This is a genomic window from Winogradskyella pacifica (assembly GCF_013403915.1).
GTDB classification, from domain to species: domain Bacteria; phylum Bacteroidota; class Bacteroidia; order Flavobacteriales; family Flavobacteriaceae; genus Winogradskyella; species Winogradskyella pacifica.
Window position 1 is genome coordinate 1 of record NZ_JABFDI010000012.1, and the last position, 24,621, is coordinate 24,621.

A 24,621-nucleotide genomic window follows, 5' to 3' on the forward strand; every position below is an offset into this window, starting at 1 on the left:
GCACAGTTTAGAGGTGTTAAAAATATAGAATTTTTCCTTTTTAGATTAACAACCATTTTTGCTTAAACACAACTTTTAGTCTTGATCCTAGATCTCCTCATTACATAGGTATTAAAGCAACTTAAGAAGCCCAAAAAACAAAAAAGCATCCCGATTTTCTTATACAGAAAAAAGGAAAGCTTCTCATTGGTAAGAACTCAACAACAATGAGTTTCTTACAACTACTCTAGGATCTCTCCTAGAACAACACAACGTCTTTATGTCGCTAAAAAAAAGCCTCAATTTCTTGAAGCTTCTTTCTGCAATTTTAGCGGTCTGGACGGGACTCGAACCCGCGACCTTCGCCGTGACAGGGCGACATTCTAACCAACTGAACTACCAGACCGTTGCTTAATTGCGAGTGCAAATATACACTGCATTTTCAATTCCACAAACAAAAAACAAAAAAAATAAAAAATATTTTAAATAAATTTTTGTCGCTCTATCATGTACGTCGTTAATATACTATTAAAACCAGCATTAATATCAGCCTCTACATACTTAATTCGGTATTGACCACACCTTAATTTTAAGTCTGTAAAGTATTCTTTTACAGATTTTTCGTAGTTCTCTTTGATGTTATCGGCATACAAATTTATATGGTCACCAGTCTCAACATCTATAAATCGTGTTGGTGTATTATTAAAATTAAAAGTTTGTTCTTTTTCTTTATCAAAAACATGAAATAAGACCACTTCATGCTTATTATGCTTTAAATGTCGCAACGCTTCAAACAGTTTTTCGTCATCTTCTGACGTTTGAAACATATCTGTAAACACAAAAATTAAGGATCTGCGATGAATTTTTTCTGCAATCTGATGTAAATAGCGATACGTTTCCGTTGTTTTAGTCTCAGATTTAGAAACCACAGCATCACTCAACTTATGTAATAACATTTGATGATGACGCTCACTACCTTTTTCAGGGGAATAGAAATCATAAGTATCACTATAAATACTTAGGCCAACAGCATCGCGCTGCTTTTTAAGAATATGCATTAAGCAGGCACTTGCTAAAGCCGAGAACGCAATCTTATTAAGATTGTCTAAAGCAGTCCCAGCCGTTTCAGGATAGTGCATAGAACGGCTATTATCTAATATAATATGGCAACGCAAATTGGTTTCCTCATCATAACGCTTGGTGTACAAACGGTCTGTTTTTGCATATAACTTCCAATCAATATGCCTGGTGCTTTCTCCGGGATTATAAATCTTATGCTCGGCAAACTCTGCAGAAAACCCATGAAATGGACTTTTATGCATACCAGCAATAAAGCCTTCAACGACTTGCTTCGCTAACAATTCGAGATTTTTAAAACCTCCTGTTTTATTGAGTTCTTGTTGTAAATCCATCAGTTACCGAAACTAAAAAAGGTTTGCCGTATAGGCAAACCTTTTATCATTTCTTTTAGAGTATTGACTACAAAAGTGCGTCGATAGCGTCAGAATATGCCTTTTTAGGCGCAACTCCAACTTGGCGACCAACAACTTCACCACCTTGAAAAACCAATACTGTAGGTATGTTTCTTACACCATACTTAGCTGCAAATTCTTGGTTTGCATCAACATCTACCTTACCAACAACAGCTTTACCTTCGTATTCTGTGCTGATTTCGTCAATGATTGGTCCAACCATACGACAAGGTCCACACCAAGCAGCCCAAAAATCAACTACTACAGGTTTGTCACTCTTTAATACTGTCTCTTCAAAATTTGCATCTGTTATTTCTAATGCCATAATATTTATTTTTTAAATGTATTCGACTTTGTTTTTATTCTAACTTTCTTCCAGTTAGAACTACAAAATTAGTCAAAATATTTCGCAAACCTTACAATGGCTGTATATGTTTTGGTTATAGCCATATAGACGACTTATATGTTTATTTATTTTAGCGCAACCGAAAAGGTCAGGCTGTCCGTTATATCTTTTTTTTGCCATATGTGGCAGCAAAAAAAAGGATGCCACTTCCATCCTTTGCGCAAATTTAGTATACAGACAAGCTTTTTCCTTTAAAATGAACACTAAATACGTTTTGCATTGCGTCCTTTATTCTATGCCATTCTTAGACAAAAATTCTAAAATGAGTTTTGCAATGTCTCTGGTCTTTTCTTCCGCTGCAAAATGACCTGCATCTAATAAATGTAATTCTGCATCTGGTACATCTCTTAAATACGCTTCCGCTCCTTTGTAAGTGAATTTCAAATCCTTTTTACCCCAAACAATTAAGGTTTTTGGTTGGTTATCTCTCAACATCTTTTGCCATTTCGGATAGCGAATCAAATTGGTATTGTAATCTTGAAATAACTGCACTTGAATTTCTCTATCACTTTCAGATCTTAAAAATGCTAAGTCGTGTGTCCAAGCATCCGGACTTTGTATATTGATATTTGTAGCATCTAAATCAAATAAATATTGTTTATTTATTATGGCATCTTCACCTGTTAAGCTATATAAAAAATCGTGCTTTGCTTGTGACGTATCGGTTTGTGCCGTTCTAAAAAAATCCTGTCGGTTCGATGATAAACCATCTAAATACGCATTCGCATTCTGAACAATTAAAGCTTCAATCCGTTTTGGGTTTTTCATCAGCATTCGGTACCCCACAGGAGCTCCAAAATCTTGCATGTACATCACGTAATTCTTAATATCAAGTCTATCAATTAACTTCTCTGTATAATCCGCCAAGAGATCAAAAGTGTATGTCGTCGTTGCTGGATCTAAATGTGTGCTATAACCAGACCCCAAATTGTCTGGTGCAATCACATGATAATGCGTCGCTAACATCGGAATTAGATTTCTATACGAATGTGAAGATGACGGGTAACCATGCAGCAATACTATCGTTGGGTTGCTTTGATCTCCTGCCGCTCTATAAAATAGTTTTACACTATCAATTTCAACATAATTATAGGTCGTCGCTGGTGGTAAAAAGAATTGTTTTTTAGTCTCTTCTGATTTACGCTGACATCCAAATAAGGCTAGTGATACCAGTAAAATTATTACAAATTGTTTCATTCTAGTTTTCTATTTATTCTGATTTCTCATGAAGTTTCTAATGTTTTCAATAATAGCATCTCCCTCTTCTTCTAATGCAAAATGTCCTGTATCATAAATGTTATAATCAATGTCTTTTACGTCTTTTTTAAACGCTTCTGCACCACTTTCTGGAAAAAAAGCATCGTTTTTACCCCAAACTATTAATAAGGGAGGTTGGCTATCCCTTAAATAATCTTGCCATTTTGGGTATAACTTCACGTTATTCTGATAATCGTAAAACAAATCTAAATTTACCGCATGTGCATTTGGTCTAGAGAGTCTTAAAAAATCCAAATTATAACTATCAGGATCTACGGTTTCAATATCTCTAACACCATGTGTGTATTGCCATTTTAAACCTTCCAAAGAAAAAGCAGGCAATAAAGCATCTTCAGTTTCTTTAGTTCTGTTTTTCCAAAGTGCCCTTATTCCAGCCCAAGCATCGCCTAGACCTTCTTCGTAAGCATTTCCGTTTTGGTTGATGATTGCAGTAATTCTTTCAGGATGTGCAGTCGCTAAACGAAATCCAATAGGTGCTCCATAATCTTGTATCATTATAGCATAAGAATTAATCTCCTTTTGCTCTAAAAAGGAATCAATAGTAGTCGCTATATTATCAAAGGTATACGTATATGTTTCAGCATCTGGAAAATCACTATTACCAAAACCTGGATAATCAGGTGCTATTAAATGAAACTCGTTAGATAATTGTGCTAACACTTTTCGGTATTGGTACGATGATGCCGGAAAACCATGTAGTAAAACAATAGTCGGATTTTTAGGATTACCAGCTTCACGATAGGCAATATTTATCCCGTTTACAGCTAAGGTTTTATATTTTAATGTTGATTTTTCACTAGTAATATTGAATGTTGTCGTTTTAGACATACGATCCGTTTCTGATGTTACCTTCTCTTTACAAGATACAAACAGTAAAACGATACTCACGGTTAGGACTAAATTTTTCATAGTTTGAATTCAAATTTAAATCTCAAAATTATTTTGAGACTTATGGAATAGAAAAGCCATAACCTAAATTAGTTAAGATTATGGCTCATTAATTATTTATACTTTTAATTTCTACCAGCCATAACACCACCATCGGTATCCCAAATAGCACCTGTTACCCAAGAAGCCTTGTCTGATAATAAAAAGATAATACTATTGGCCACATCTTCCGATTCACCAAAACGACCTATGGGGTGAAATCCATTAAAACCAACCAATGCTTTTTTAGCCGCTTCTTCACCTCCAAAAACACCATGATACACAGGAGTATTAACTAAAGCAGGAGACACCGCATTAACACGAATGTTATCTTCTGCCAATTCCATCGCCAGATGTTGTGTCAGCGAATGCAAACCTGCTTTTTGCATAGAATATGCCGTAGAAGGAGTTGCTTTTACAGCTTGTTTTGCCCACATAGAACCTACATTTACAATAGAGCCTCCTTCAGTTGCTTTCATTTTTCTAGCAGCACTTTGTGTAATAAAAAAGAAACCTCTATTTAAATCTAAATATGAATTATAGTCTTCCATCGTATGATCTAAAAACGGTTTAGGGCCAAAAATCCCTGAAGCATTTACCAAATAGTCTAAGTTATCTAAACCATCAATTTTAGCGATTAAAGCATCTACATCTGTTGTACTAGATATGTTTGCTGTGTGTTTAACCAAGTTTGGTGCATCCGCAATTTTATCTGTATTTCTACCTACAACATGTACTGTTGCTCCTCCTTCTAATAAGGCGTTTGTAGTGGCATTACCTATTCCGCTTGTTCCGCCAATGACTAAGGCTACTTTGTTTTCAAATTCTTTCATTATATTTTCATTAAATTATTAAAATTAGACAGACAAGTCTGTCTTTGATTGTTCAAATTTTTTTAAGCAATTATTTTTTTACATAAATTTTTAGACTCAACAATAGGCCAATCTTCTTGGTGTAAGTGACTTTCTCCAACAGCACTTTCATAGAGTAAATATATTTGTCTTGCGAGTGAATTTACTTGTTCACTTTTAACTTGCTCTAAATTGCTGGTGATCAGTTTTGCGATAAGTGCGATAAAACTGTTTTTCTGAGATTGAATTTCATGTCTAATACTCTCATTGTCTTTTGGTATTTCTGAAACGGTTTTAATACACCAACACCCATTAAAATCTTTATCCTGATAAAACAGTTGAAGGAAATCGAATATCGCTAGGATCTGATCTTTTCCTTTTGGTTTAGAGGTCGTGAAATTTTCAAAATCTTCTAAAAAATTGACATTCTTGTATTGGAGATATGCCAGACAAATGTCTTCTTTAGATTTAAAATGATTATAAAGGGTCGCCTTAGCAATGCCTGCTTCAGCAATAATTTGATTGATACCTGTAGAATTATACCCATTCTTATAAAATAAAAATGAGGCCGTTTCTGTAATTCTATTTTTTACTTCGGCATGTTTCATGGTGCAAATATATAAAATAATTCTAAAAACAGACAAGTCTGTCTATTTTATTTATTGAGTATCTTTAAATTCTTCTTTCATTTTTTTCTCGACTTTAACGATTAATAAAACTACCATTAAAATCATTAAACCTAAGCCTAACATAGTAGAAATACTTTCAGCTGGCTCGTACACCAAACCAACTAATCCAAATACTGAAAGTAGAAGTCCGTATTTTATCATTTGTTTAGAGGCATATAGCTGTGCAAAATCCCATCTCACTTGATTTTTCATAGAACTTGCTGTTCTATAGCCATAGAGTCCATTGATTTTCTTTGGTGGAAACTTATACATTATCAGTCCTACAACGCAAAAAATGAGTCCGCTACTGAATGGAATTAAAAATAATGGATTTTCGAATAACATGTTATTCATTTCTATTCGTGGTTTTTACTGGAAGAATAAATGTTTTGTTGTGTTGCTAAGCAACTAAGTTAGCAAATAAATCACGGAGAGAATATTCCGTAGGAATTAGTAAGTTGACATTGACCAAGCAATTAATTATACATGGTGTTGCAACTGTAATTTTTTAAATCAGAGACTATTCTTCAAATCCTGTTTTCCAACTATCGCCATAATTTCCACGATATTATTATTTATTTTGTAATAAATACTATCAGCACCAGAAACACACCGTCTATATCCAGTTTTTATGTAATCGACAGATTCAAAAGAAAATGGGTTTTTAGCTATAATATCAAAGTTCTCAAAGAAAGAATCGAAATATTTATCAGCCTGAGCCGTTCCGAATTTTGCCACTCCATATCTATGAATTCTTATTAAATCTTCTTTGGCTAAATTACTTAGTTTATAATCAGCCATTAAATCAACGACTTAGATTCCGCTAATATTTGTTCTTTGCTTAAATTCGTAAATCCGCTATTTTCGGCCTTTTGCAATTTAGCACTAATCCAGTCAATTTGTCTTTGCTGTTTTCTTGCTTGTCTAATTAAATCGTTTACTAATTCACTTTTAGTTGAATACTCTTTTTTATCAACTTGTTCTTTTAACCACTCATCATTCGGTTGAGTGAATGAAATACTTTGCCTTCCCATACTATTTAATTTTGGTGCTAATTTACACCACAAATGTATATTTTACAAATTAATATCCAATATCAGTTCGTAGGTTTTTATAGTTACCAACGTTAAGTATAAGAAATCGTAGGGCAGTTAAAAAGAACTGTCGTTTCGGTTTGTTACTTAGCTAAATATAAATATTTTGCTTTTATCTTTTCTATTATAAACGCCAAATTTTATATTTAGCGGACTTTGTTAATATGTACAGGCCTTTTGGTTTAGCACAAACGCCCTATGTTTTTTATACCGTGTTGTACATAGTGCTTTTATCAGCTAATCTGTTTTATGTTTTCTGCAACACCAATAAGCACGACCTCTTTAAGGTAATCATCAAAATCTATTGAAAAAAAAACTCCAAATTCTTCAGAGTTTTTAAAAACGGTATCTACTAATTTCCAACCATCTTTTGGAATATAATTTCCAGTAATTTCAGTTAGATGTGCTTTCGAATACGATGTATTATGTGTGTAATCATTTCTTATACTGTATAAGTATTTTTCCTTTTCTAAATCAGGTAAATCTCCATCGATATATTCTCCGATTACATTTCCTATTGAGGTATAATTATTTGTTATTTTAATTTTACTAAACAAAGTTTCACGAGAATTTTCTGTGATTACTTTTCTTAGAAATTTGATAAAAGAATTTTTTACACCATAAATTTCATTGTGTTTTACGTAAAGAGCTTTTGCAAATTGAAGCTTGTCATCTTCTTCTATTTCGGAAATTATATTTTCTCTTTCAACTTTCTTTTTTGCAGAAATTAACCAATCATTAAATGGTTGTCTATTTTCAGGTTGACCTAATTGATCAAAACAAGTAAGCAACAGATAAGTTCTTAATGGTGGGTATGAATATCTTTTAATGATTTGTCCGCTCTCATTTTTCACTTCTTCATCCAATAATTCTACTAACTGTATTCTTTCATATACCTCTAATAAAATTCTAACTTTTGATTTTTTCCAATTGTCTTTATTAGGTTTTTGTCTCAAGTTATTATCGTGCCTCTCGCAAATTGATTTAAAACCGTTTAAGTATTCTTCTTTATTTATCCAATTTGAAACATTTTCATAAAGACTATTTATTATATTTCTATAGGCTTTAAATGTGGTCATTTTTTTTGTTTTTTGGCATTATGTACAACACATAAATATACGTAAGTCAAGTTATAAACATCTAATTCAACTTATAAATTATATCATGCTCCTTCAAACTATTTAAAAGCTGTTGCGAAATCTTAACTTTATTTTTTCGGCTTGGCATCTGTACTTTTATCTTTTCAGCATTATCATATACCACAAAATTTAAGATTCAGTATTTTGGACAAAAACACTTAGAATGATCATGATTTAATTTTGTTATTTTAATTTATCCGGATTCTTTCCTAATTTCTTAGATTCAGAAGAAACTCTTCTTTCTAGTTTCTTAATATCTTCTTCTGCAGGTAATTCTTCTGGCTTAATTCCTCTTTCAATAAGTAATCCTCTTACTCCTTTGTTATTCTTAATATGTTCGTAAGAAATACTACTTTCTCTCTTGTATCCTTTTTCCTTTGTATTGAACACAGTAATTTCAGTAGCAAAATCCTTAGCTTTAATGGTTATTGTTGGAAGAAAATCTGCTAATGCTCGACCTTTAGGGACTCCAAGTTTATTTTTCATTTGTTGCGTTGTTTTACCGAACAATGCCTTATCTCCTTTACTTCTTATTAAACCGAAATTTTTATCACTTCCTGTTTTTTCATATATAAGTTCTGAGAGCTCTTTTTCCGAACTACTAAGTTTTAAACGGGCTTGTAATCTTTCCCAATCTTTTATTCTCTGTTCAATTATTTCAAACTTTCTAGTTTGAATAGCAAAATAATTCTGAGCAAAAGAAATTTGCTCTTTTCTTGGATCTCCATTTTGTGCAATCAAGTAACACGCATATCTTGTCAACATAATATCTTCAATCTCTCTGCTACTACCAGAACCTATTGGTACCATTTTGTTGACGTCAACAAAATGGTCTAAAATTAGATTATCAGATGCCTCACAAGAAATTTGAGCTTTAACAATAACTTTATGAAAATTCCGCCATTCTTTATATCCTAATAATTGTTGAATATCTCTTGCAAACCAAAATTCAATTCCATCTTCAGTTGTTTGAGAGTGATTTTCAAAATTATCTGTTAATGATTTTACTATTTCAGACTTCATATTAACGTCTTTTTCTAATTCAACTTATAAATTATATCATGCTCCTTCAAACTATTTAAGAGTTGTTGCGAAATCTTAACTTTATTTTTACGGCTTGGCATCTGCACTTTTATCTTTTCAGCATTATCATAGACCACAAAATTTAAGGTTTGAGTGCCTTCATGGAATTTTATTAAGTCATACAACACAGAAACTGTTTCCCTTTCTAAATCCTTAATATTTAATTGAATCGATAACTTTTTAGCATAGGTATCCATCACATCATGCAACAACTGGAAACTATTAAACTGAATCCTTGGATCCCCTTTTTTACCTGTGTCTCTATTTACCCAACCTTCTCGGACAAATGCTCTGACATACACAAAAGAGTTAATCACAAAAAAGTGTCTAAACTTTAGATAATCTTCTCCAAAAATTCGAAACTCAAAACTATCGGTATAATCTTCAATGGTAAAAATAGCCCAACCTTTTCCTTGTTTACTCACACGATGTTGCACATCGGTGACAACACCTCCAAAAGTAACTTCTTTGTTTACAATGGTTTCCAAATCATTAAAATGCGCCACCACTCCGTTGCAGAAGGTTTTCATTTCAATATTAAAATCATCTAATGGATGACCAGAAATATAAATCCCAACCACTTCACGTTCTCGCGATAATTTCTCCATCGTTCCCCAATCTTCACATGGAGGTACAATAGGTTCTGCAATCTGAACATCACTTGCCGCACCAAATAAACTGACTTGCGCCGAGTTCTCATTTTCCTGATGTTTGGCTCCATACTTAACTGCTTTTTCTAAAAAGCTAATACCATCACCTTCATCTGCAAAGTATTGCGCTCGGTGTGTATCTGCCCAACAATCAAAACCACCTGCATTCGCTAACCCTTCAAAAGCTCTTTTATTGGCAGCACGCAAATCAATACGTTTGGCAAAATCGAAGATAGATTTATAGTGTCCATCTTCTTTTCTGTTGTCTACAATCGTTTGAACAGCTCCATGACCAACACCTTTTATCGCTCCCATTCCGAAACGAACGGCATTATCTTTATTTACTGAAAACTTGTAAAAACTTTCATTAACATCGGGTCCTAAAACCGGTAAGCGCATCCGTTTACATTCTTCCATAAAGAAGGTTACGGATTTAATATCATTCATATTATTGGATAATACCGCAGCCATATATTCTGCTGGGTAATGCGCTTTTAAATAGGCCGTTTGGTAAGCAATCCATGCATAACATGTGGAGTGCGACTTGTTAAAGGCGTAACTCGCAAAGGCTTCCCAATCCTTCCATATTTTTTCTAACTTTTTAGCATCTAAACCTTTTGCACTTGCTTGTTCAATGAATTTTGGTTTCATCTTATCCAAAACAGCAATCTGCTTCTTACCCATTGCTTTTCTCAAGACATCGGCTTCACCTTTGGTAAAGTCAGCCAATTTTTGAGACAGTAGCATTACTTGCTCTTGGTAAACCGTAATTCCGTAAGTTTCCTTAAGGTATTCTTCCATTTCTGGTAAATCGTACACAATCTCTTCATCACCATGTTTACGCGCAATGAAACTTGGAATATATTCCATCGGACCAGGACGATACAAGGCGTTCATGGCAATTAAATCATCAAAAACCGTAGGTTTAAGATTCTTCATGTGTTTTTGCATTCCAGGCGATTCATACTGAAACACACCAACCGTTTCTCCACGCTGGAATAACTCGTACGTTGGCACATCATCTAACGGAAAATTCTCTGGATCGAGTAAAATATCGTGCTTGGCTTTTACAAGTTTAACCGTATCCTTAATTAAGGTTAACGTTTTTAATCCCAAGAAATCCATCTTTAACAGCCCTGCATCTTCTACAACAGAGTTATCAAATTGGGTAACATATAAATCGGAATCCTTAGCCAGCGCAACAGGCACATAATTGGTAATATCTCCCGGTGTAATGATTACACCACAAGCGTGAATCCCTGTATTACGAACCGAACCTTCTAAAATCCGTGCTTGGTTGATGGTTTCGGCTTGTAAATCATCACCATCAGAAATATTGAGTAATTCATTAATTTTCTCTAAATCTTCAGCTCTAAATTTACTTGCTAATTCTTTTTCCGAAAGTCCAAAAATCTTGCCTAGTTTAGACATCAGCGGAATTAATTTCGCAATATGATCGGCTTCATTAAGTGGTAAATCTAAAACTCTGGCGGTATCTCTAATTGAAGATTTTGCAGCCATGGTTCCGTAAGTAATAATCTGCGCTACTTGGTTAGAACCATATTTATCAATTACATATTGCATCACACGACCTCGACCTTCATCATCAAAATCGATATCAATATCGGGCATACTTACACGATCTGGATTTAAGAAACGCTCAAAAAGTAAATCGTACTTTATCGGATCAATATTGGTAATCCATAAACAATAGGCAACCACCGAACCTGCTGCAGATCCACGCCCAGGACCAACGGAAACATCCATTTTTCGGGCTTCGCGAATAAAATCTTCTACAATTAGGAAGTAACCTGGATAACCCGTTTTTTCAATAACGCTCAACTCAAAATCGAGACGCTCTTCAATAGCTGGTGTAATCTCACCATAACGTATTTTGGCACCTTTGTAGGTTAAATGTCTTAGAAATGCATTTTCTCCACGTTTACCGCTATCGGCTATATCTTCTTCAAATTTAAATTCTTCAGGAATATCAAACGCAGGCAATAATACAGCTCGCGCTAATTCGTAAGGCTCAATCTTATCGACTACTTCTTGAATATTTACAATTGCTTCTGGCACATCCTTAAAGAGTGCTTTCATTTCTGCTGAAGACTTAAAGTAATATTCCTGATTTGGTAAACCATAACGATAACCACGACCACGACCAATTGGCGTCGCTTGTTTTTCACCATCTTTTACACACAATAAAATATCGTGCGCATTGGCATTTTCTTGATCGACATAATAAGTATTATTGGTGGCGACCAATTTAACATCATGCTTTTTTGCCAATTGAATTAATACCGGATTCACCCGATTTTCATCCTCTTGGTTATGACGCATTATTTCAATATATAAATCATCTTGAAACGTTTCTTTCCACCATAATAAGGCTTCTTCCGCTTGATTTTCACCAACGTTTAAAACCTTACTTGGTACTTCACCATACAGGTTTCCGGTTAAGCAGATTAAATCTTCTTTGTACTGTTCAATCAATTTTTTATCAACTCTTGGTACATAATAAAAACCATCCGTAAAGGCCGCAGATGATAATTTTGCTAAATTGTGATAGCCTTTTTTATTCTTGGCCATTAACACAATTTGATACCCATTATCTTTTCTGGTTTTATCTGCGTGATTTTCGCACACAAAAAACTCACAACCGATAATTGGTTTCATGATTTTACCTTTCTTTTCTAATCCAGCTTCTTCTGCTTGTTTGTGTTGTGCTTTTACGCCTTTATTATGATTAGAAACTGCAGTCACAAAGTGAAATGCTCCCATCATATTTCCGTGATCCGTCATCGCGACGGCCGGCATATTTTCTCTGGCAGCTGCAGCCACTAAATCTTTAACGCTAATCGTCGATTGAAGAATGGAATACTGTGAATGGTTATGTAAGTGTGCAAAATCAACATCTTTAATTTGCGATGCCGCTTCTTTATCGATGGTTATAGGTACCGCTTGTTCCTTTTGAAGGCGCGCATTAATCTTAGCACTTTCTTTTTTTAGATTAATGTGTTTTAAACCGATAAGCTGAACTTCCGCAGGGTTTTCTTGAGTGAAATTCTCAAAATATTCTGGCTCTACATCTAACTGCTCTTTGGTGTATTGTTTACGTCTTATTAATTCTAAAAAACAACGTGTCGTTGCTTCCACATCGGCTGTAGCATTATGAGCTTCAGAAAATGGTTTATTAAATAAGTACTCATGTAATTCCGTTAAAGTTGGCAATTTAAACTTCCCGTAACGTCCACCTGGCAACTGACACAAACTTGCTGTATGTTCGGTACAGGTATCTAAAACTGGTAATTCTTGAAGTGGATTCGTAACGTTTTCACGTACAAATTCCGCTCCCATAATATTTAAATCGAACTTTACATTCTGACCAACAACGAATTTCGTTTTAGCCAAAGCCGCATTAAATTTCTCTAAAACTTCAGAAAGTGGCACACCTTGTTCTTGCGCTAATCCTGTTGAAATACCATGAATTTTTTCAGCATCATACGGAATATTAAAGCCTTCTGGTTTTACCAAATAGTCTTCGTGTTCAATACAATTTCCCATACCATCATGCAATTGCCAAGCAATCTGAATACATCTTGGCCAATTATCAGTATCGGTAATTGGTGCATCCCAGCGTTTTGGTAATCCTGTGGTTTCGGTATCGAATATTAAGTACATGCGTTGTTCTGTCGTTTATTATTAAATGGTGTGTTTTTACTGCAAGGACATCAAAGCGTAAAACACTTATAATCAGTAAAAACTACAATTTTAGTCTTCAAAAAGTTAGCTTATAAAATTACATAGAATTTGAACTTTTCTAAAGTGAAATTACAAAGAGTTTTGAACATAAAAAAAGCCAGCTTTAAAAGCTGACTTCAATCTTTATTTTAAATTAATTACGATATTAACTCCTCTTGTACTTTCTCTGAATTAATTGCGGCTTGGATAGCATTTTTATGCTTTAACAACAAGGCGTCAATACTTGGCGGCAAATTACGTTCCTTAATTAAATCGTTATAAACCTCTAAACTCGCTTCTTCCCCTTTAATAGCCTCTTCTAAAATAGTCTCTTCGTTATTAGAACTAAATGCAGACTTTAAACTCATCCAATTTCTGTGCATTGCACCTTTAAAACTGCCTGAATCTTCTGGAATCTCACCATACTGCAATATCTCAGTTCTTAATTCCTTTGCAAATTCACTGCGTTCTGAGGCTCTACGTTTAAAAAACATTTCTAATCGTTTACTATCCACATTGTCAATAGCATTTAAATAGCCTTTTTCGGCGTCGTAATTCTTAATCAATAATTCGTTTAATTTATTTGAAATTTCTTCTGTATACTTCATTATATCTTGTTCATTTAAGATTTCAATAAGTTCTTTTAGGTTGCGTATTGTTTCACAACCATAATTAATATAACAGAAATGATAGGGAACACTGCAAAATTTAACCTCTTTAACAAAGACTTATAAGTCTTTAACAAAAAAAGCGTCACTCATAATGAGTAACGCTTTAATAGTCTTATATATCGTTTAATTTATGCTTGTAAATAATCTGGCACTCCATCACCATCGGTATCAACAGCATCATCAGGATTACCATCACCATTTGGATCTGCATTTTCATTTATAGTTAATATTGTATCTCCGTCATCATCATTATCTAAATAATCCACATCACCATCACCATCAGTATCAATAGGATTTCCGTCTGCATCTTTAGCTTCATATTGCGTTAATATGCCATCTCCATCATCGTCATTATCTAAATAATTTGGAATTCCATCATTATCCGTGTCATCATCCTCAAGATCACCATTACTATTAAAATCTTCATACGCATCAGGCACACCATCTCCGTCGGCATCACCACAATCTAAATTATCTATTTGCAATTGAATACTACCATCAGCATCACCACAAATTTCTATTTGCTCTTGTAAGTAAAGGATAAACTGTGCACACTTTTCATTATAATTACCAATAGTTGCCGTTGTATATTGTGAATTAGCTTCTACAACATTTGCAGTAGCAATTTCGCAAGATATTTGGCAGTCAGCTAAACTATCTATTATATCTTGTAAAGCGCCATCGGTATCACCACAATAGACACGTTGATTTATTAAAGCTTCAGAATAAGCACTACATGCCGCTAAATAAGCCGCACTATTTACAAATTCTAAATCAGAAGAAAATGTGTTTTCAAAAGCCAACAATGCAACATCAGAAACTATTTCTACATCTATACACGTTATAGGGTTTGTTGGAAATTCACCAGAGATCAAAGGCACTTTATAAAAAATACCATTTGTAAACCCAACGGAATTTAATCCAGAGGCATCAAAAGCTAAAAATCGATAAGTTCCTGTAAAAGTTCTGTTTACCACATCTATTTCCTCAATGATAATCTCACCAAGTTCAGGGTAGATTGAAACACTCTCATCTGGTTTATTGGTCGTAGAATAGGTTGCACCAAAACCATCACTATATTGTGCTTCAACAATATCTATATCACCCACAACAAAGGCTGATTCAATTACAGAAGGAACAATCAGTTTTACAGTTTCAGAGTTGTTAATTCCTGTAATGGTTAAAAACCCAAATGCGTCAATACTAGCTGAGAAAGCCTTAGCTCTCCACAGTTCATTTTCACGATCACCTTGAAAAGCAGGCGTATTAAACTGTACTTCGTCACCACAACTGAATGCTGTTAAAAAAATAAGAGATAAGAGGATTAGTTTTTTCTTCATTTAAAAAAGGCTTTTGTCTGTGCTCCAAATATAACGAAACAACAATGTCAAAAGTATAATAATTTTTAATAATGAGCATAACTCCACTTTTTCTTTTAGTTAAAGTACACTTAGCGCTCGTTTAAAACAAATTAAACCGTTGCAGATTAAAAAATTATAGTATCTTTGCGCCCTCATTAATAACAGAGGTCGAGAACCTCATTAATTAATTATTATGCCTGTAAAAATTAGATTACAAAGACACGGTAAAAAAGGAAAACCTTATTACTGGATCGTAGCAGCGGATTCTCGCGCTAAAAGAGATGGTAAATACCTAGAAAAATTAGGTGCTTACAATCCAAACACAAATCCTGCAACTATTGAATTAAATGTTGACGGAGCTGTACAATGGTTACAAAATGGTGCACAACCAACTGACACTGCAAAAGCTATTTTATCTTATAAAGGAGCAATGCTAAAAAATCATTTAGCTGGTGGAGTTAGAAAAGGTGCATTAACTGAAGAGCAAGCAGAATCAAAATTCAACGCTTGGTTAGAAGAAAAAGCAGCTAAAGTTGAAGCAAAAACTGATGGTTTATCTAAAGCTGATGCAGATGCGAAAGCTAAAGCATTAGAAGCTGAAAAAGCTGTAAACGAAGCACGTATTGCTGCAGCAGCGCCAGTTGTTGAAGAAGAAGTAGCAGAAGATGTTGCAACTGAAGAAACAGCAGCTAACGAAGAAGAATAAAAAAATTATTTTTTATACTTTTAACCCAGACTATTTTAGTCTGGGTTTTTTTATGTGAAATTGTATATTATTTTGAATACCATAGGTTTTTAAACACATTTCGTCATAAAGAAAAATCTTATTATTACTAACTGAGATCCTGAAACTAGTTCAGGAAGACAACTAAATTTGTCATGAAAAAAGAAGAGTGTTTTTATTTAGGGAAAATTGTATCAAAATACAGCTTTAAAGGCGAACTTCTCGCGAAGCTAGATACAGACGAACCTGATTTATATGATAACCTTGATGCTATTTTTATAGATCTGAGAGGAAACTTGGTGCCTTTCTTTGTGGAATCATCACAATTACACAAATCGGATTTATTACGTTTAAAATTTGAAGACGTCGATACTGAAGCTGATGCTGATTCTTTAATAAAAACCGAATTATACTTGCCATTAGATTTGCTTCCTAAACTTGAAGGTGATAAATTTTATTTTCATGAAGTTATAGGTTTCACAATTAAAGACACCAATTTTGGAGAGGTAGGTATTCTTCAAAGTATTAATGATACTACGGCCCAGTCGTTATTCGAAATAGATAGAGATGGCATTGAAATCTTAATTCCTATGAATGATGAATTTATAGTTAAGGTAGATCGGGAAAATAAAACAATAGAGGTAAATACACCCGAAGGATTGATAGATCTTTATATAGAGTAAATCCCAAATTAAAAATAACAAATTCCAAAGGATACGATTATGGCAGGTGGTAAAATTTACGACTTAGAAGAAAGAACTTACTTGTTTGCCCGTGATTGTAGATTCAAAGTTAAAGAACTGAAACGAACCATTTCAAACATTGAAGATGGAAAACAATTAGTAAAATCATCTGGATCTGTTGCTGCCAACTATATTGAAGCAAATGAAAAACTTGGAGATAAAGACTTTAAGTTTAGATTGAAAATTTCGAGAAAGGAAGCTAAAGAATCTGTTTTATGGTTAAAACTATTACGAGACTTAAACTCCGATGACAAAGAACTAGTTAACCTTATAAATGAAGCTGAGCAACTTCGAAAAATATTATCTGCAATTATTAACAAATCATAATCCGTTTTGGATTTTGTAATTTAAATTTTGGAATTTTTTATGAAGCCTTTTAAATTCAAAGAATTCACAGTCCATCAAGAGCGTTGTGCTATGAAAATTGGCACAGACGGAGTGTTACTTGGCGCTTGGACTTCTGTTGAGCATAATCCGTATAATGTTTTAGATATTGGTTCTGGTACAGGCATCCTAAGTCTAATGATTGCGCAAAGAAGTCATGCAGATCAAATTGAAGCCATAGAAATAGATGATGATGCCTTTGAACAATGCGTAGAGAATTTTGAAAACTCACCTTGGGCAGACCGTTTATTTTGCTTCCATGCCTCTCTATTAGAATATATCGAAGCTGTGCATGAAAAGTTTGATCTTATTATTTGTAACCCTCCATTTTACACAGAAGATTACAAAACAAAAGACAGTGCTAGAGACTTAGCTCGCTTTAGTGATGCCATGCCATTGGAACATATTATTTTTGCTGTTATAAATTTTTTATCTGAAAAGGGTAAGTTTTCTATCGTTCTTCCATATAAAGACGAACAAAAGTATATTGAAGAAGCAAGTCTCATTGATCTTTTCCCTAATCGCATCCTGAGAGTCAGAGGAAATGAAAAATCGGATATTAAAAGAAGTCTCATAGAATTCTCTTATTCAGAAAGTCCAATTAAAATTTCAGAATTAATTATAGAAACCGAACGTCATCACTACACAGAAGATTATATTAATCTCACCAAAGATTTTTATTTAAAAATGTAAAAAGCATAAATCTAGTATACGCTAAAATCAGAGCGTATAAAACTTTAGATATAAATAGCGTCCTCCCTTCTATTAATTTTTATCTAGCAACGCCCCTATTCATTTCATATCAAATAAAAATCTTTTGATTATAAAATTTTGATGTATTTTTAAGATATCTAATTTTCAAAAATACCTGACGTGAGTACTCCAAAAATAGAAATTTCCGCGAATAATTTAATAAAAATACTTTTACTTACAGGGGGTCTTTTAGCTTTGTTTTTCTACGGAAAAGACCTTATACTTCCTTTATTAGTTGCTGCCATCATTGCTATTTTACTCGATATACCAGTTCAAAAACTCAAAAGTTGGGGATTGCCAAATTGGCTTTCTATTGCCTTAGCAGTTTTATTTATGTTACTGTTTTTTTTATTGATTTTTTGGCTTTTAAATTCCCAAATAAATACCATGGCAGAAGATTGGCCAACTATTAAAGACAAGGCAAATGAAAAATTAAATTCATTATCGCAATGGGCAAACAACCAGTTAAATTGGGATTATAAAGATTATATAGAAGGTAACAAAAAACTGGTTGAAAAAGCGGAAGGTTTAATTAGTACTTTCTTAGCTTCACTTATGAGTCTATTATCGCAATCCCTTATCATATTTGTCTATATTATCCTTTTTTTGATGCAAAAAAAGCAGTTTATAACATTTTTTAAAAAACAATTTTCAAATGAGGCCGCGATAAGTTCATTATTAAGAAAATCAGCTCAAACCATTAAAAACTATTTCGTTGGTAAAGGAAAAATAATGGTGTTCTTATTTATCATTTATTATATTGGCTTCTTATTTGGCTCTGTACCTTATGCCTTATTTTTAGCTCTATTTGCATCACTGTTTTCAATTATTCCATATGTTGGTAATTTAATTGGTGGTGGAATTGCTGTAGCGCTTTCCTATCTCTATGCTGGGTCAACGCCTGCCTTAATTGTTATTGGTGTTATTTCCGTAACTCAACTCGTAGAAAATTATGTACTAACCCCTTGGATTATTGGCGATGAAATCAATTTAAATCCCTTCATTACTATTTTCGGAATCATTTTATTCTCTGCATTATGGGGAGTTGTTGGAGCAGTTATATCGTTACCATTAATTGGAGTTTTAAAAGTAATATTCGACCATACCAAAGGCATGGAAGCGTGGGCTTACTTATTAAAAAAAACAGACTGACAGTGATGATCTTAACAATATTTAATTTCACTCATATTTCTAATTTTTCAATATAATTTATACCATTTACCACTTCTAAAAAACACACATTAAATTGTTAACCGCAATCGTATTCGCTATTTTTGTAATTCATTTAACTAAATATAACAATAGGAGGAGACCTCATTATCTATGCTTATTGAAACGCTATTTTTTATCCGTAATTTAAGCACAGCAATCACCTCTAATTTTTAATCTCTATAAAATCTAATTCCATGAAACCAGATTTATTCGAAGCACCAGATTATTATAATCTTGATGAATTACTCACAGAAGAACACAAGTTAGTGCGTGATGCAGCAAGAGCATGGGTAAAGCGCGATGTCTCACCTATAATTGAGGAGTATGCTCAAAAAGCAGAATTCCCAAAACAAATCATTAATGGTTTGGCCGAAATAGGAGCTTTTGGCCCCTATATTCCTGAAGAATATGGAGGAGCCGGATTAGACCAAATCTCTTATGGTTTAATAATGCAAGAAATTGAACGTGGAGATTCAGGTGTACGTAGTACAGCATCTGTGCAATCGTCTTTAGTAATGTATCCTATTTGGAAATACGGTAACGAGGAGCAACGCCAAAAATACTTACCAAAATTAGCTTCTGGCGAATGGATTGGCTCTTTTGGATTAACAGAACCAGATCATGGTTCTAATCCAGGCGGTATGGTAACCAATTTTAAAGACATGGGAGACCATTACCTTTTAAATGGAGCAAAGATGTGGATTAGTAATTCACCTTTTTGTAACGTTGCTGTCGTATGGGCAAAAGATGAAAGCGGTCGTATTCACGGTTTAATCGTAGAACGTGGTATGGAAGGTTTCTCTACACCAGAGACACATAACAAATGGTCACTAAGAGCTTCTGCAACTGGTGAACTTATTTTTGATAATGTAAAAGTGCCTAAAGAAAATTTACTACCAAACAAATCTGGATTAGGAGCACCATTAGGTTGTTTAGATTCGGCACGTTTTGGTATTGCTTGGGGAGCGATTGGTGCAGCAATGGACTGTTACGATACAGCCTTACGTTACAGTAAAGAACGTATGCAATTTGGAAAACCGATTGGACAATTTCAACTACAACAAAAGAAATTAGCTGAGATGATTACCGAAATCACAAAAGCGCAATTATTAGCTTGGAGACTTGGTGTAATGCGTGAAAACGGTACAGCAACCTCAGCACAAATATCTATGGCAAAACGAAATAATGTAGATATGGCTTTAACTATTGCTCGCGATGCAAGACAAATGTTAGGTGGCATGGGAATTAGTGGTGAATACTCTATTATGAGACACATGATGAACCTTGAAAGTGTAGTAACTTATGAAGGTACTCACGATATTCATTTATTAATTACAGGCTTGGACGTTACAGGTTTAAACGCTTTTAAATAGTCGCTAAGCAACATTTTACTATTACATTCGGAAGCATACGTTTCGAAACATAGCAAAACGAAAAATTAAAAAATGCTTCTCATTATTGAGGAGCATTTTTTGTTTAAATTAGTCGAACATAAAAATAAGATGTCTTCAAAAACAAGATTAGATCGCGCATACAAGAACGCCAAACGACTTAAGTTTAACGATACTTCCAAATATATTTTATTTAGCGACTGCCACCGCGGAGATAATAGTTTTGCGGATGATTTTGCTAATAATCGCAACATTTACTTTCATGCTTTACGGCACTACTATATGGAAGGATTTAGCTATTGCGAACTTGGTGACGGTGATGAACTATGGGAAAACATCACATTTGAAAGCATTTTTTATGCCCATAAAAATGTGTACATGCTGATGAAACAATTTCATGATGAAGACCGCTTACACATGATTTGGGGTAACCATGATATGGTGTATCGCGATCCAAAATATGTAGAAAAACATTTATCTACTTTTTTTGATCCAAAAACAGGCAATGATGAAGACTTATTTTGCGGCATACAATATCATGAAGGCATTATTTTAGAACATACAGATACCAAACAACAATTATTTCTAACCCATGGTCATCAAGCGGATTGGTGGAATTTCCTCTTTTGGAAATGGAGCCGGTTTATGGTTCGTATGTTATGGAAACCACTGAATGTAATGGGAATTGCAGACCCCACAAGTCCTGCCAAGAACTATACCGAACTTATTAAAATAGAACGTCGCACTAAACGATGGATTATTGAAAACAACAACTTAATCACCATCGTTGGACATACACATCGACCACGTTTTCCTGAACCAGGTGACATCGCTTATTTTAATGATGGTAGCTGTGTGCATCCAAGAAGCATTACGGGTTTGGAAATTGAAAATGGATCAATTTCACTAATCAAGTGGCAAATTGTATCGTCTAAAGATGGCAACTTAAAAATTGATCGGTTTTTGTTAGAAGGACCTACAAAATTATCAGAATATAAAACGGAATAATTTTCATGAAACTATTGGAAATTTAGTTCCTTATAAAAAAGATTCCTGCCTTCGCAGGAATTTGTTTAAGACTCAGGCGCTAACTCCACTTCCAAACCTTCCATTTCTGGTGTCATTTGAATTTGGCAACCTAAACGCGAATTATCTTTAACATCAAAGGCCTCAGAGAGCATGGCTTCTTCATCATCTTGCATTCCTGGTAATTCGGTTTCGCTTAATACGTAACATTGACAAGATGCACACATAGCCATACCTCCACAGATACCTATGGTGCCTTCTGGAGCTAGCTCGTAAGAACGAACGATCTCCATTAAGTTCATGGCCATATCTGTCGGAGCTTCAATTTGATGTTTAACTCCTTCTCTATCTATAATGGTAATATTTATATCTTGTTCCATAATCAGTTTCCAAGAATGCGGAAACATTCTCTTTTAAGACCTGTTAAGTCTATTTTACATTAATCAAAAGCTTTAACAACTGCCTTAGGCGCTTCTTTTCTAGAGCCATCAAAACCATCAACTCCAGCAACTGTAGTGTACTTTAACACATAACGTTTTCCTGGATTAATAATTTTATAAGCAGACTGACACATTAATGTAGCTTCGTGAAAACCACAAAGAATTAATTTTAATTTCCCAGGATACGTATTAACGTCTCCAATAGCAAAAATACCAGGAATATTAGTTTGATAGTCTAATGAATTATCAACCTTAATGGCATTCTTTTCTATCTCAAGTCCCCAATTTGCAATGGGTCCTAGTTTAGGAGACAATCCAAACAATGGAATAAAATGATCGCATTTTACTTCAAATTCTTTTTCAATATGTTGCGCTTGTTTTACAACTATAGCTTTCACTTTATCATCACCAACAATGCCTATAACTTCGGCTGGTGTAATAAGGTTTATTTTTCCGTTATTCTTTAATTCCTGTACTTTTTCAACAGAATCTAAATGCCCTCTAAATTCGTTTCGTCTATGAATTAAAGTCACACTTTTAGCGACATCACTTAAAAAGATACTCCAATCTAAGGCTGAATCTCCACCTCCTGCAATCACAACATTTTTACCGCGATACATTTCAGGTTCCTTAATCATGTACTCCACACCCTTATCTTCAAAATCAGCTATATTATGGATTAAAGGCTTACGAGGTTCAAAACTTCCTAATCCACCTGCAATTGCAACTACTGGAGCTTGATGTTTTGTACCTTTATTGGTGGTAACGATAAACGTACCGTCCTCTTGTTTTTCTATAGTTTCTGCACGTTCTCCTAAAGTAAACCCTGGTTCGAACTGCTTACACTGCTCCATTAACTTATCCGTTAAATCACCAGCTAAAATCTCTGGGTATGCCGGAATATCATAAATTGGTTTTTTAGGATAGAGTTCTGTACATTGACCACCTTGTTGTGGTAAGGCATCAATTAAATGGCATTTTAATTTTAAAAGTCCAGCTTCAAAAACCGTAAAAAGCCCGGTTGGACCAGCGCCAATAATAAGTATATCTGTTGTAATCATGAATGTAAAATTGAATACAAAACTACTAATGTCGTTTTAATCAGAATGTGATAAATGTCACATTATTTTTCAACATTAATAACTTTTTCGATTTGTGGAGCATATTTTTTAATAGTCATCTCTACACCAGATTTTAAGGTCATCTGATTAACGCTACACGATGTGCAAGCACCTACAAGTTGTACTTTTACAAACTTACCATCGTCAATAGATAATAAATTAATATCGCCTCCATCACTTTGTAGAAACGGACGGATTTCATCCAATGCTTTTTCTACGTTTAATCTAAGTTCTTCTGTGCTCATTTAATTTTTTTTAACAGCAGAGCAACCTGCCATTGTTGTGATTTTTATCGCTTCCGTAGCTGGTAATGCGTCATTACGATCTACCACCTGCTGAACAACATCTCTTGTAATTGCTTCAAAAGCTGCTTCAATCGGAGTTCCTGTTTGCATTGCTGCTGGTCGTCCTAAATCACCAGCTTCTCTTATGCTTTGAACCAATGGTACTTCACCTAAAAACGGTACATTTAAATCTTCCGCTAAATGCTTAGCCCCTTCTTTTCCAAAAATATAGTATTTATTTTCTGGAAGCTCCGCAGGTGTAAAGTAGGCCATATTTTCTATAATACCTAAAACAGGTACATTGATACTATCTTGCTGAAACATCGCCACTCCTTTTTTAGCATCTGCTAAAGCTACATTTTGAGGTGTACTCACCACAACAGCTCCTGTGATAGGCAAAGCTTGCATAATACTTAAGTGAATATCTCCCGTTCCTGGAGGTAAATCAATTAACATAAAGTCTAATTCTCCCCAAGCCGCATCAAATATCATTTGATTTAAAGCTTTAGAAGCCATTGGCCCTCTCCAAATAACGGCTTGATCTGGTTTTGTAAAAAATCCGATAGATAATACTTTTACTCCGTAATTCTCTACAGGTTTCATTTTAGATTTTCCATCAATGGTTACAGATAGTGGTCGTTCGTTAGCCACATCGAACATAATCGGAATTGAAGGTCCGTAGATATCAGCATCTAAAATACCAACTTTAAATCCCATCTTTGCTAAAGTCACAGCCAAGTTTGCGGTTACTGTAGATTTACCTACTCCACCTTTACCAGACGCAACTGCCACAATATTCTGAATACCTGGAATGGACTTTCCTTTAATCTCGTTTTTTGCAGATGTTGCTGGTGCATCAACTTTTATATTGACTTTTATCTTTGCTTTTTCGTACACTAGCTTGTGTATTGTTTGCAAAATTTCAACTTCTGTCTTTTTACGTGCTTGAAGACTTGGGTTTCTTATGGTGATGTCTACAATGACTTCATCTGCAAACGTAACAACATTAGTTACCGCTCCACTATCTACCATATTTTCACCTTCACCAGGTGCTGTAATAGTTTTAAGCGCGTTAAGTATATCTTGTTTTATTAATTTCATATCGTTTAAAGACTTAAGAAAATGGAGACTAGAATAAAGACTCGCGTTTTTTCTTATTAAGATTAATTCTAAACGCAAAGATACTTAGAATAGTTTAGAATTTGAACTAGATAAATTGA

The 24,621-nt window shown here is 34.2% G+C and carries 26 protein-coding genes and 1 tRNA gene; 7 read left to right on the forward strand and 20 right to left on the reverse strand.

The genetic code is table 11. From position 1 onward, the window contains the following. Window positions 1-311: 311 nt before the first annotated feature. From HM984_RS11380 to HM984_RS11450, 16 genes are all read right to left on the reverse strand, one after another. Window positions 312-385 (reverse strand) — tRNA-Asp (locus tag HM984_RS11380). Between the two features lie 76 nt (window positions 386-461). Further along, complete coding sequence (locus HM984_RS11385; protein WP_179349261.1) at window positions 462-1,391, reverse strand: DUF58 domain-containing protein; 930 nt, start codon at window positions 1,389-1,391, stop codon at window positions 462-464. A 67-nt stretch (window positions 1,392-1,458) separates the two neighbouring features. After that, window positions 1,459-1,776: a thioredoxin gene (gene trxA, locus HM984_RS11390; RefSeq protein WP_020898224.1), complete on the reverse strand. Its 318-nt coding sequence runs from the start codon at window positions 1,774-1,776 to the stop codon at window positions 1,459-1,461. A gap of 309 nt (window positions 1,777-2,085) precedes the next feature. Continuing rightward, entirely contained in the window at window positions 2,086-3,054 is a 969-nt protein-coding gene (locus HM984_RS11395; RefSeq protein ID WP_179349262.1) for an alpha/beta fold hydrolase, read from the reverse strand. A 9-nt stretch (window positions 3,055-3,063) separates the two neighbouring features. After that, window positions 3,064-4,044 (reverse strand): alpha/beta fold hydrolase, encoded by a 981-nt coding sequence (locus HM984_RS11400; protein WP_179349263.1) that lies wholly within the window; start codon window positions 4,042-4,044, stop codon window positions 3,064-3,066. Between the two features lie 104 nt (window positions 4,045-4,148). Beyond that, entirely contained in the window at window positions 4,149-4,895 is a 747-nt protein-coding gene (locus HM984_RS11405; protein WP_179349264.1) for an SDR family NAD(P)-dependent oxidoreductase, read from the reverse strand. Between the two features lie 62 nt (window positions 4,896-4,957). Continuing rightward, window positions 4,958-5,521: a TetR/AcrR family transcriptional regulator gene (locus tag HM984_RS11410; RefSeq protein WP_179349265.1), complete on the reverse strand. Its 564-nt coding sequence runs from the start codon at window positions 5,519-5,521 to the stop codon at window positions 4,958-4,960. Between the two features lie 51 nt (window positions 5,522-5,572). Further along, window positions 5,573-5,935 carry an SdpI family protein gene (locus tag HM984_RS11415; RefSeq protein ID WP_257018494.1) on the reverse strand — a complete coding sequence of 121 codons (363 nt, stop codon included), beginning with the start codon at window positions 5,933-5,935 and terminating at the stop codon, window positions 5,573-5,575. A 159-nt stretch (window positions 5,936-6,094) separates the two neighbouring features. After that, complete coding sequence (locus HM984_RS11420; protein WP_179349266.1) at window positions 6,095-6,382, reverse strand: type II toxin-antitoxin system RelE/ParE family toxin; 288 nt, start codon at window positions 6,380-6,382, stop codon at window positions 6,095-6,097. After that, window positions 6,382-6,615, reverse strand: a complete 234-nt coding sequence (locus HM984_RS11425) for a ribbon-helix-helix domain-containing protein (RefSeq protein ID WP_179349267.1) — start codon at window positions 6,613-6,615, stop codon at window positions 6,382-6,384. The genes HM984_RS11420 and HM984_RS11425 overlap by 1 nt, the downstream gene beginning before the upstream one ends. A 293-nt stretch (window positions 6,616-6,908) precedes the next feature. After that, window positions 6,909-7,754 (reverse strand): hypothetical protein, encoded by an 846-nt coding sequence (locus tag HM984_RS11430; RefSeq protein ID WP_179349268.1) that lies wholly within the window; start codon window positions 7,752-7,754, stop codon window positions 6,909-6,911. Between the two features lie 61 nt (window positions 7,755-7,815). Next, window positions 7,816-7,938 carry a hypothetical protein gene (locus tag HM984_RS17960; RefSeq protein WP_503328564.1) on the reverse strand — a complete coding sequence of 41 codons (123 nt, stop codon included), beginning with the start codon at window positions 7,936-7,938 and terminating at the stop codon, window positions 7,816-7,818. Between the two features lie 59 nt (window positions 7,939-7,997). After that, window positions 7,998-8,837 (reverse strand): DNA damage-inducible protein D, encoded by an 840-nt coding sequence (gene dinD, locus HM984_RS11435; protein ID WP_179349269.1) that lies wholly within the window; start codon window positions 8,835-8,837, stop codon window positions 7,998-8,000. 14 nt (window positions 8,838-8,851) lie between these two features. Next, entirely contained in the window at window positions 8,852-13,231 is a 4,380-nt protein-coding gene (dnaE, locus tag HM984_RS11440; RefSeq protein ID WP_179349270.1) for a DNA polymerase III subunit alpha, read from the reverse strand. Window positions 13,232-13,449: 218 nt separating this feature from the next. Further along, entirely contained in the window at window positions 13,450-13,899 is a 450-nt protein-coding gene (locus tag HM984_RS11445; protein WP_115808036.1) for a ferritin-like domain-containing protein, read from the reverse strand. Window positions 13,900-14,090: 191 nt separating this feature from the next. Beyond that, complete coding sequence (locus HM984_RS11450; RefSeq protein ID WP_115808037.1) at window positions 14,091-15,302, reverse strand: DUF6252 domain-containing protein; 1,212 nt, start codon at window positions 15,300-15,302, stop codon at window positions 14,091-14,093. Between the two features lie 214 nt (window positions 15,303-15,516). On the opposite strand from HM984_RS11450, the gene HM984_RS11455 reads away from it, so the two are divergent. The 7 genes from HM984_RS11455 (at window position 15,517) to HM984_RS11485 (ending at window position 21,538) form a co-directional block, all read left to right on the forward strand. After that, window positions 15,517-16,029 (forward strand): 30S ribosomal protein S16, encoded by a 513-nt coding sequence (locus tag HM984_RS11455; protein ID WP_115808038.1) that lies wholly within the window; start codon window positions 15,517-15,519, stop codon window positions 16,027-16,029. 173 nt (window positions 16,030-16,202) lie between these two features. Continuing rightward, entirely contained in the window at window positions 16,203-16,730 is a 528-nt protein-coding gene (gene rimM, locus HM984_RS11460; RefSeq protein ID WP_115808039.1) for a ribosome maturation factor RimM, read from the forward strand. A 39-nt stretch (window positions 16,731-16,769) separates the two neighbouring features. Further along, window positions 16,770-17,117: a four helix bundle protein gene (locus HM984_RS11465; RefSeq protein WP_115808040.1), complete on the forward strand. Its 348-nt coding sequence runs from the start codon at window positions 16,770-16,772 to the stop codon at window positions 17,115-17,117. 39 nt (window positions 17,118-17,156) lie between these two features. Beyond that, complete coding sequence (locus HM984_RS11470; RefSeq protein WP_179349271.1) at window positions 17,157-17,867, forward strand: tRNA1(Val) (adenine(37)-N6)-methyltransferase; 711 nt, start codon at window positions 17,157-17,159, stop codon at window positions 17,865-17,867. Window positions 17,868-18,047: 180 nt separating this feature from the next. Beyond that, the gene (locus HM984_RS11475) at window positions 18,048-19,079 is read left to right on the forward strand and encodes an AI-2E family transporter (RefSeq protein ID WP_179349272.1); all 1,032 of its coding nucleotides are present in this window, start codon (window positions 18,048-18,050) and stop codon (window positions 19,077-19,079) included. 254 nt (window positions 19,080-19,333) lie between these two features. Further along, the gene (locus HM984_RS11480; RefSeq protein ID WP_179349273.1) at window positions 19,334-20,512 is read left to right on the forward strand and encodes an acyl-CoA dehydrogenase family protein; all 1,179 of its coding nucleotides are present in this window, start codon (window positions 19,334-19,336) and stop codon (window positions 20,510-20,512) included. Between the two features lie 129 nt (window positions 20,513-20,641). Further along, window positions 20,642-21,538 (forward strand): metallophosphoesterase family protein, encoded by an 897-nt coding sequence (locus tag HM984_RS11485; protein ID WP_179349274.1) that lies wholly within the window; start codon window positions 20,642-20,644, stop codon window positions 21,536-21,538. Between the two features lie 65 nt (window positions 21,539-21,603). Here the strand turns inward: HM984_RS11485 and HM984_RS11490 are convergent, their stop codons facing one another. From HM984_RS11490 to HM984_RS11505, 4 genes are all read right to left on the reverse strand, one after another. Further along, window positions 21,604-21,936, reverse strand: a complete 333-nt coding sequence (locus HM984_RS11490; protein WP_179349275.1) for a 2Fe-2S iron-sulfur cluster-binding family protein — start codon at window positions 21,934-21,936, stop codon at window positions 21,604-21,606. 59 nt (window positions 21,937-21,995) lie between these two features. After that, window positions 21,996-23,057, reverse strand: a complete 1,062-nt coding sequence (locus tag HM984_RS11495) for an NAD(P)/FAD-dependent oxidoreductase (protein WP_179349276.1) — start codon at window positions 23,055-23,057, stop codon at window positions 21,996-21,998. 62 nt (window positions 23,058-23,119) lie between these two features. Then, window positions 23,120-23,362: a NifU family protein gene (locus tag HM984_RS11500; RefSeq protein WP_020898203.1), complete on the reverse strand. Its 243-nt coding sequence runs from the start codon at window positions 23,360-23,362 to the stop codon at window positions 23,120-23,122. Continuing rightward, window positions 23,363-24,502 carry an Mrp/NBP35 family ATP-binding protein gene (locus HM984_RS11505; RefSeq protein ID WP_115808048.1) on the reverse strand — a complete coding sequence of 380 codons (1,140 nt, stop codon included), beginning with the start codon at window positions 24,500-24,502 and terminating at the stop codon, window positions 23,363-23,365. Window positions 24,503-24,621 lie beyond the last annotated feature (119 nt).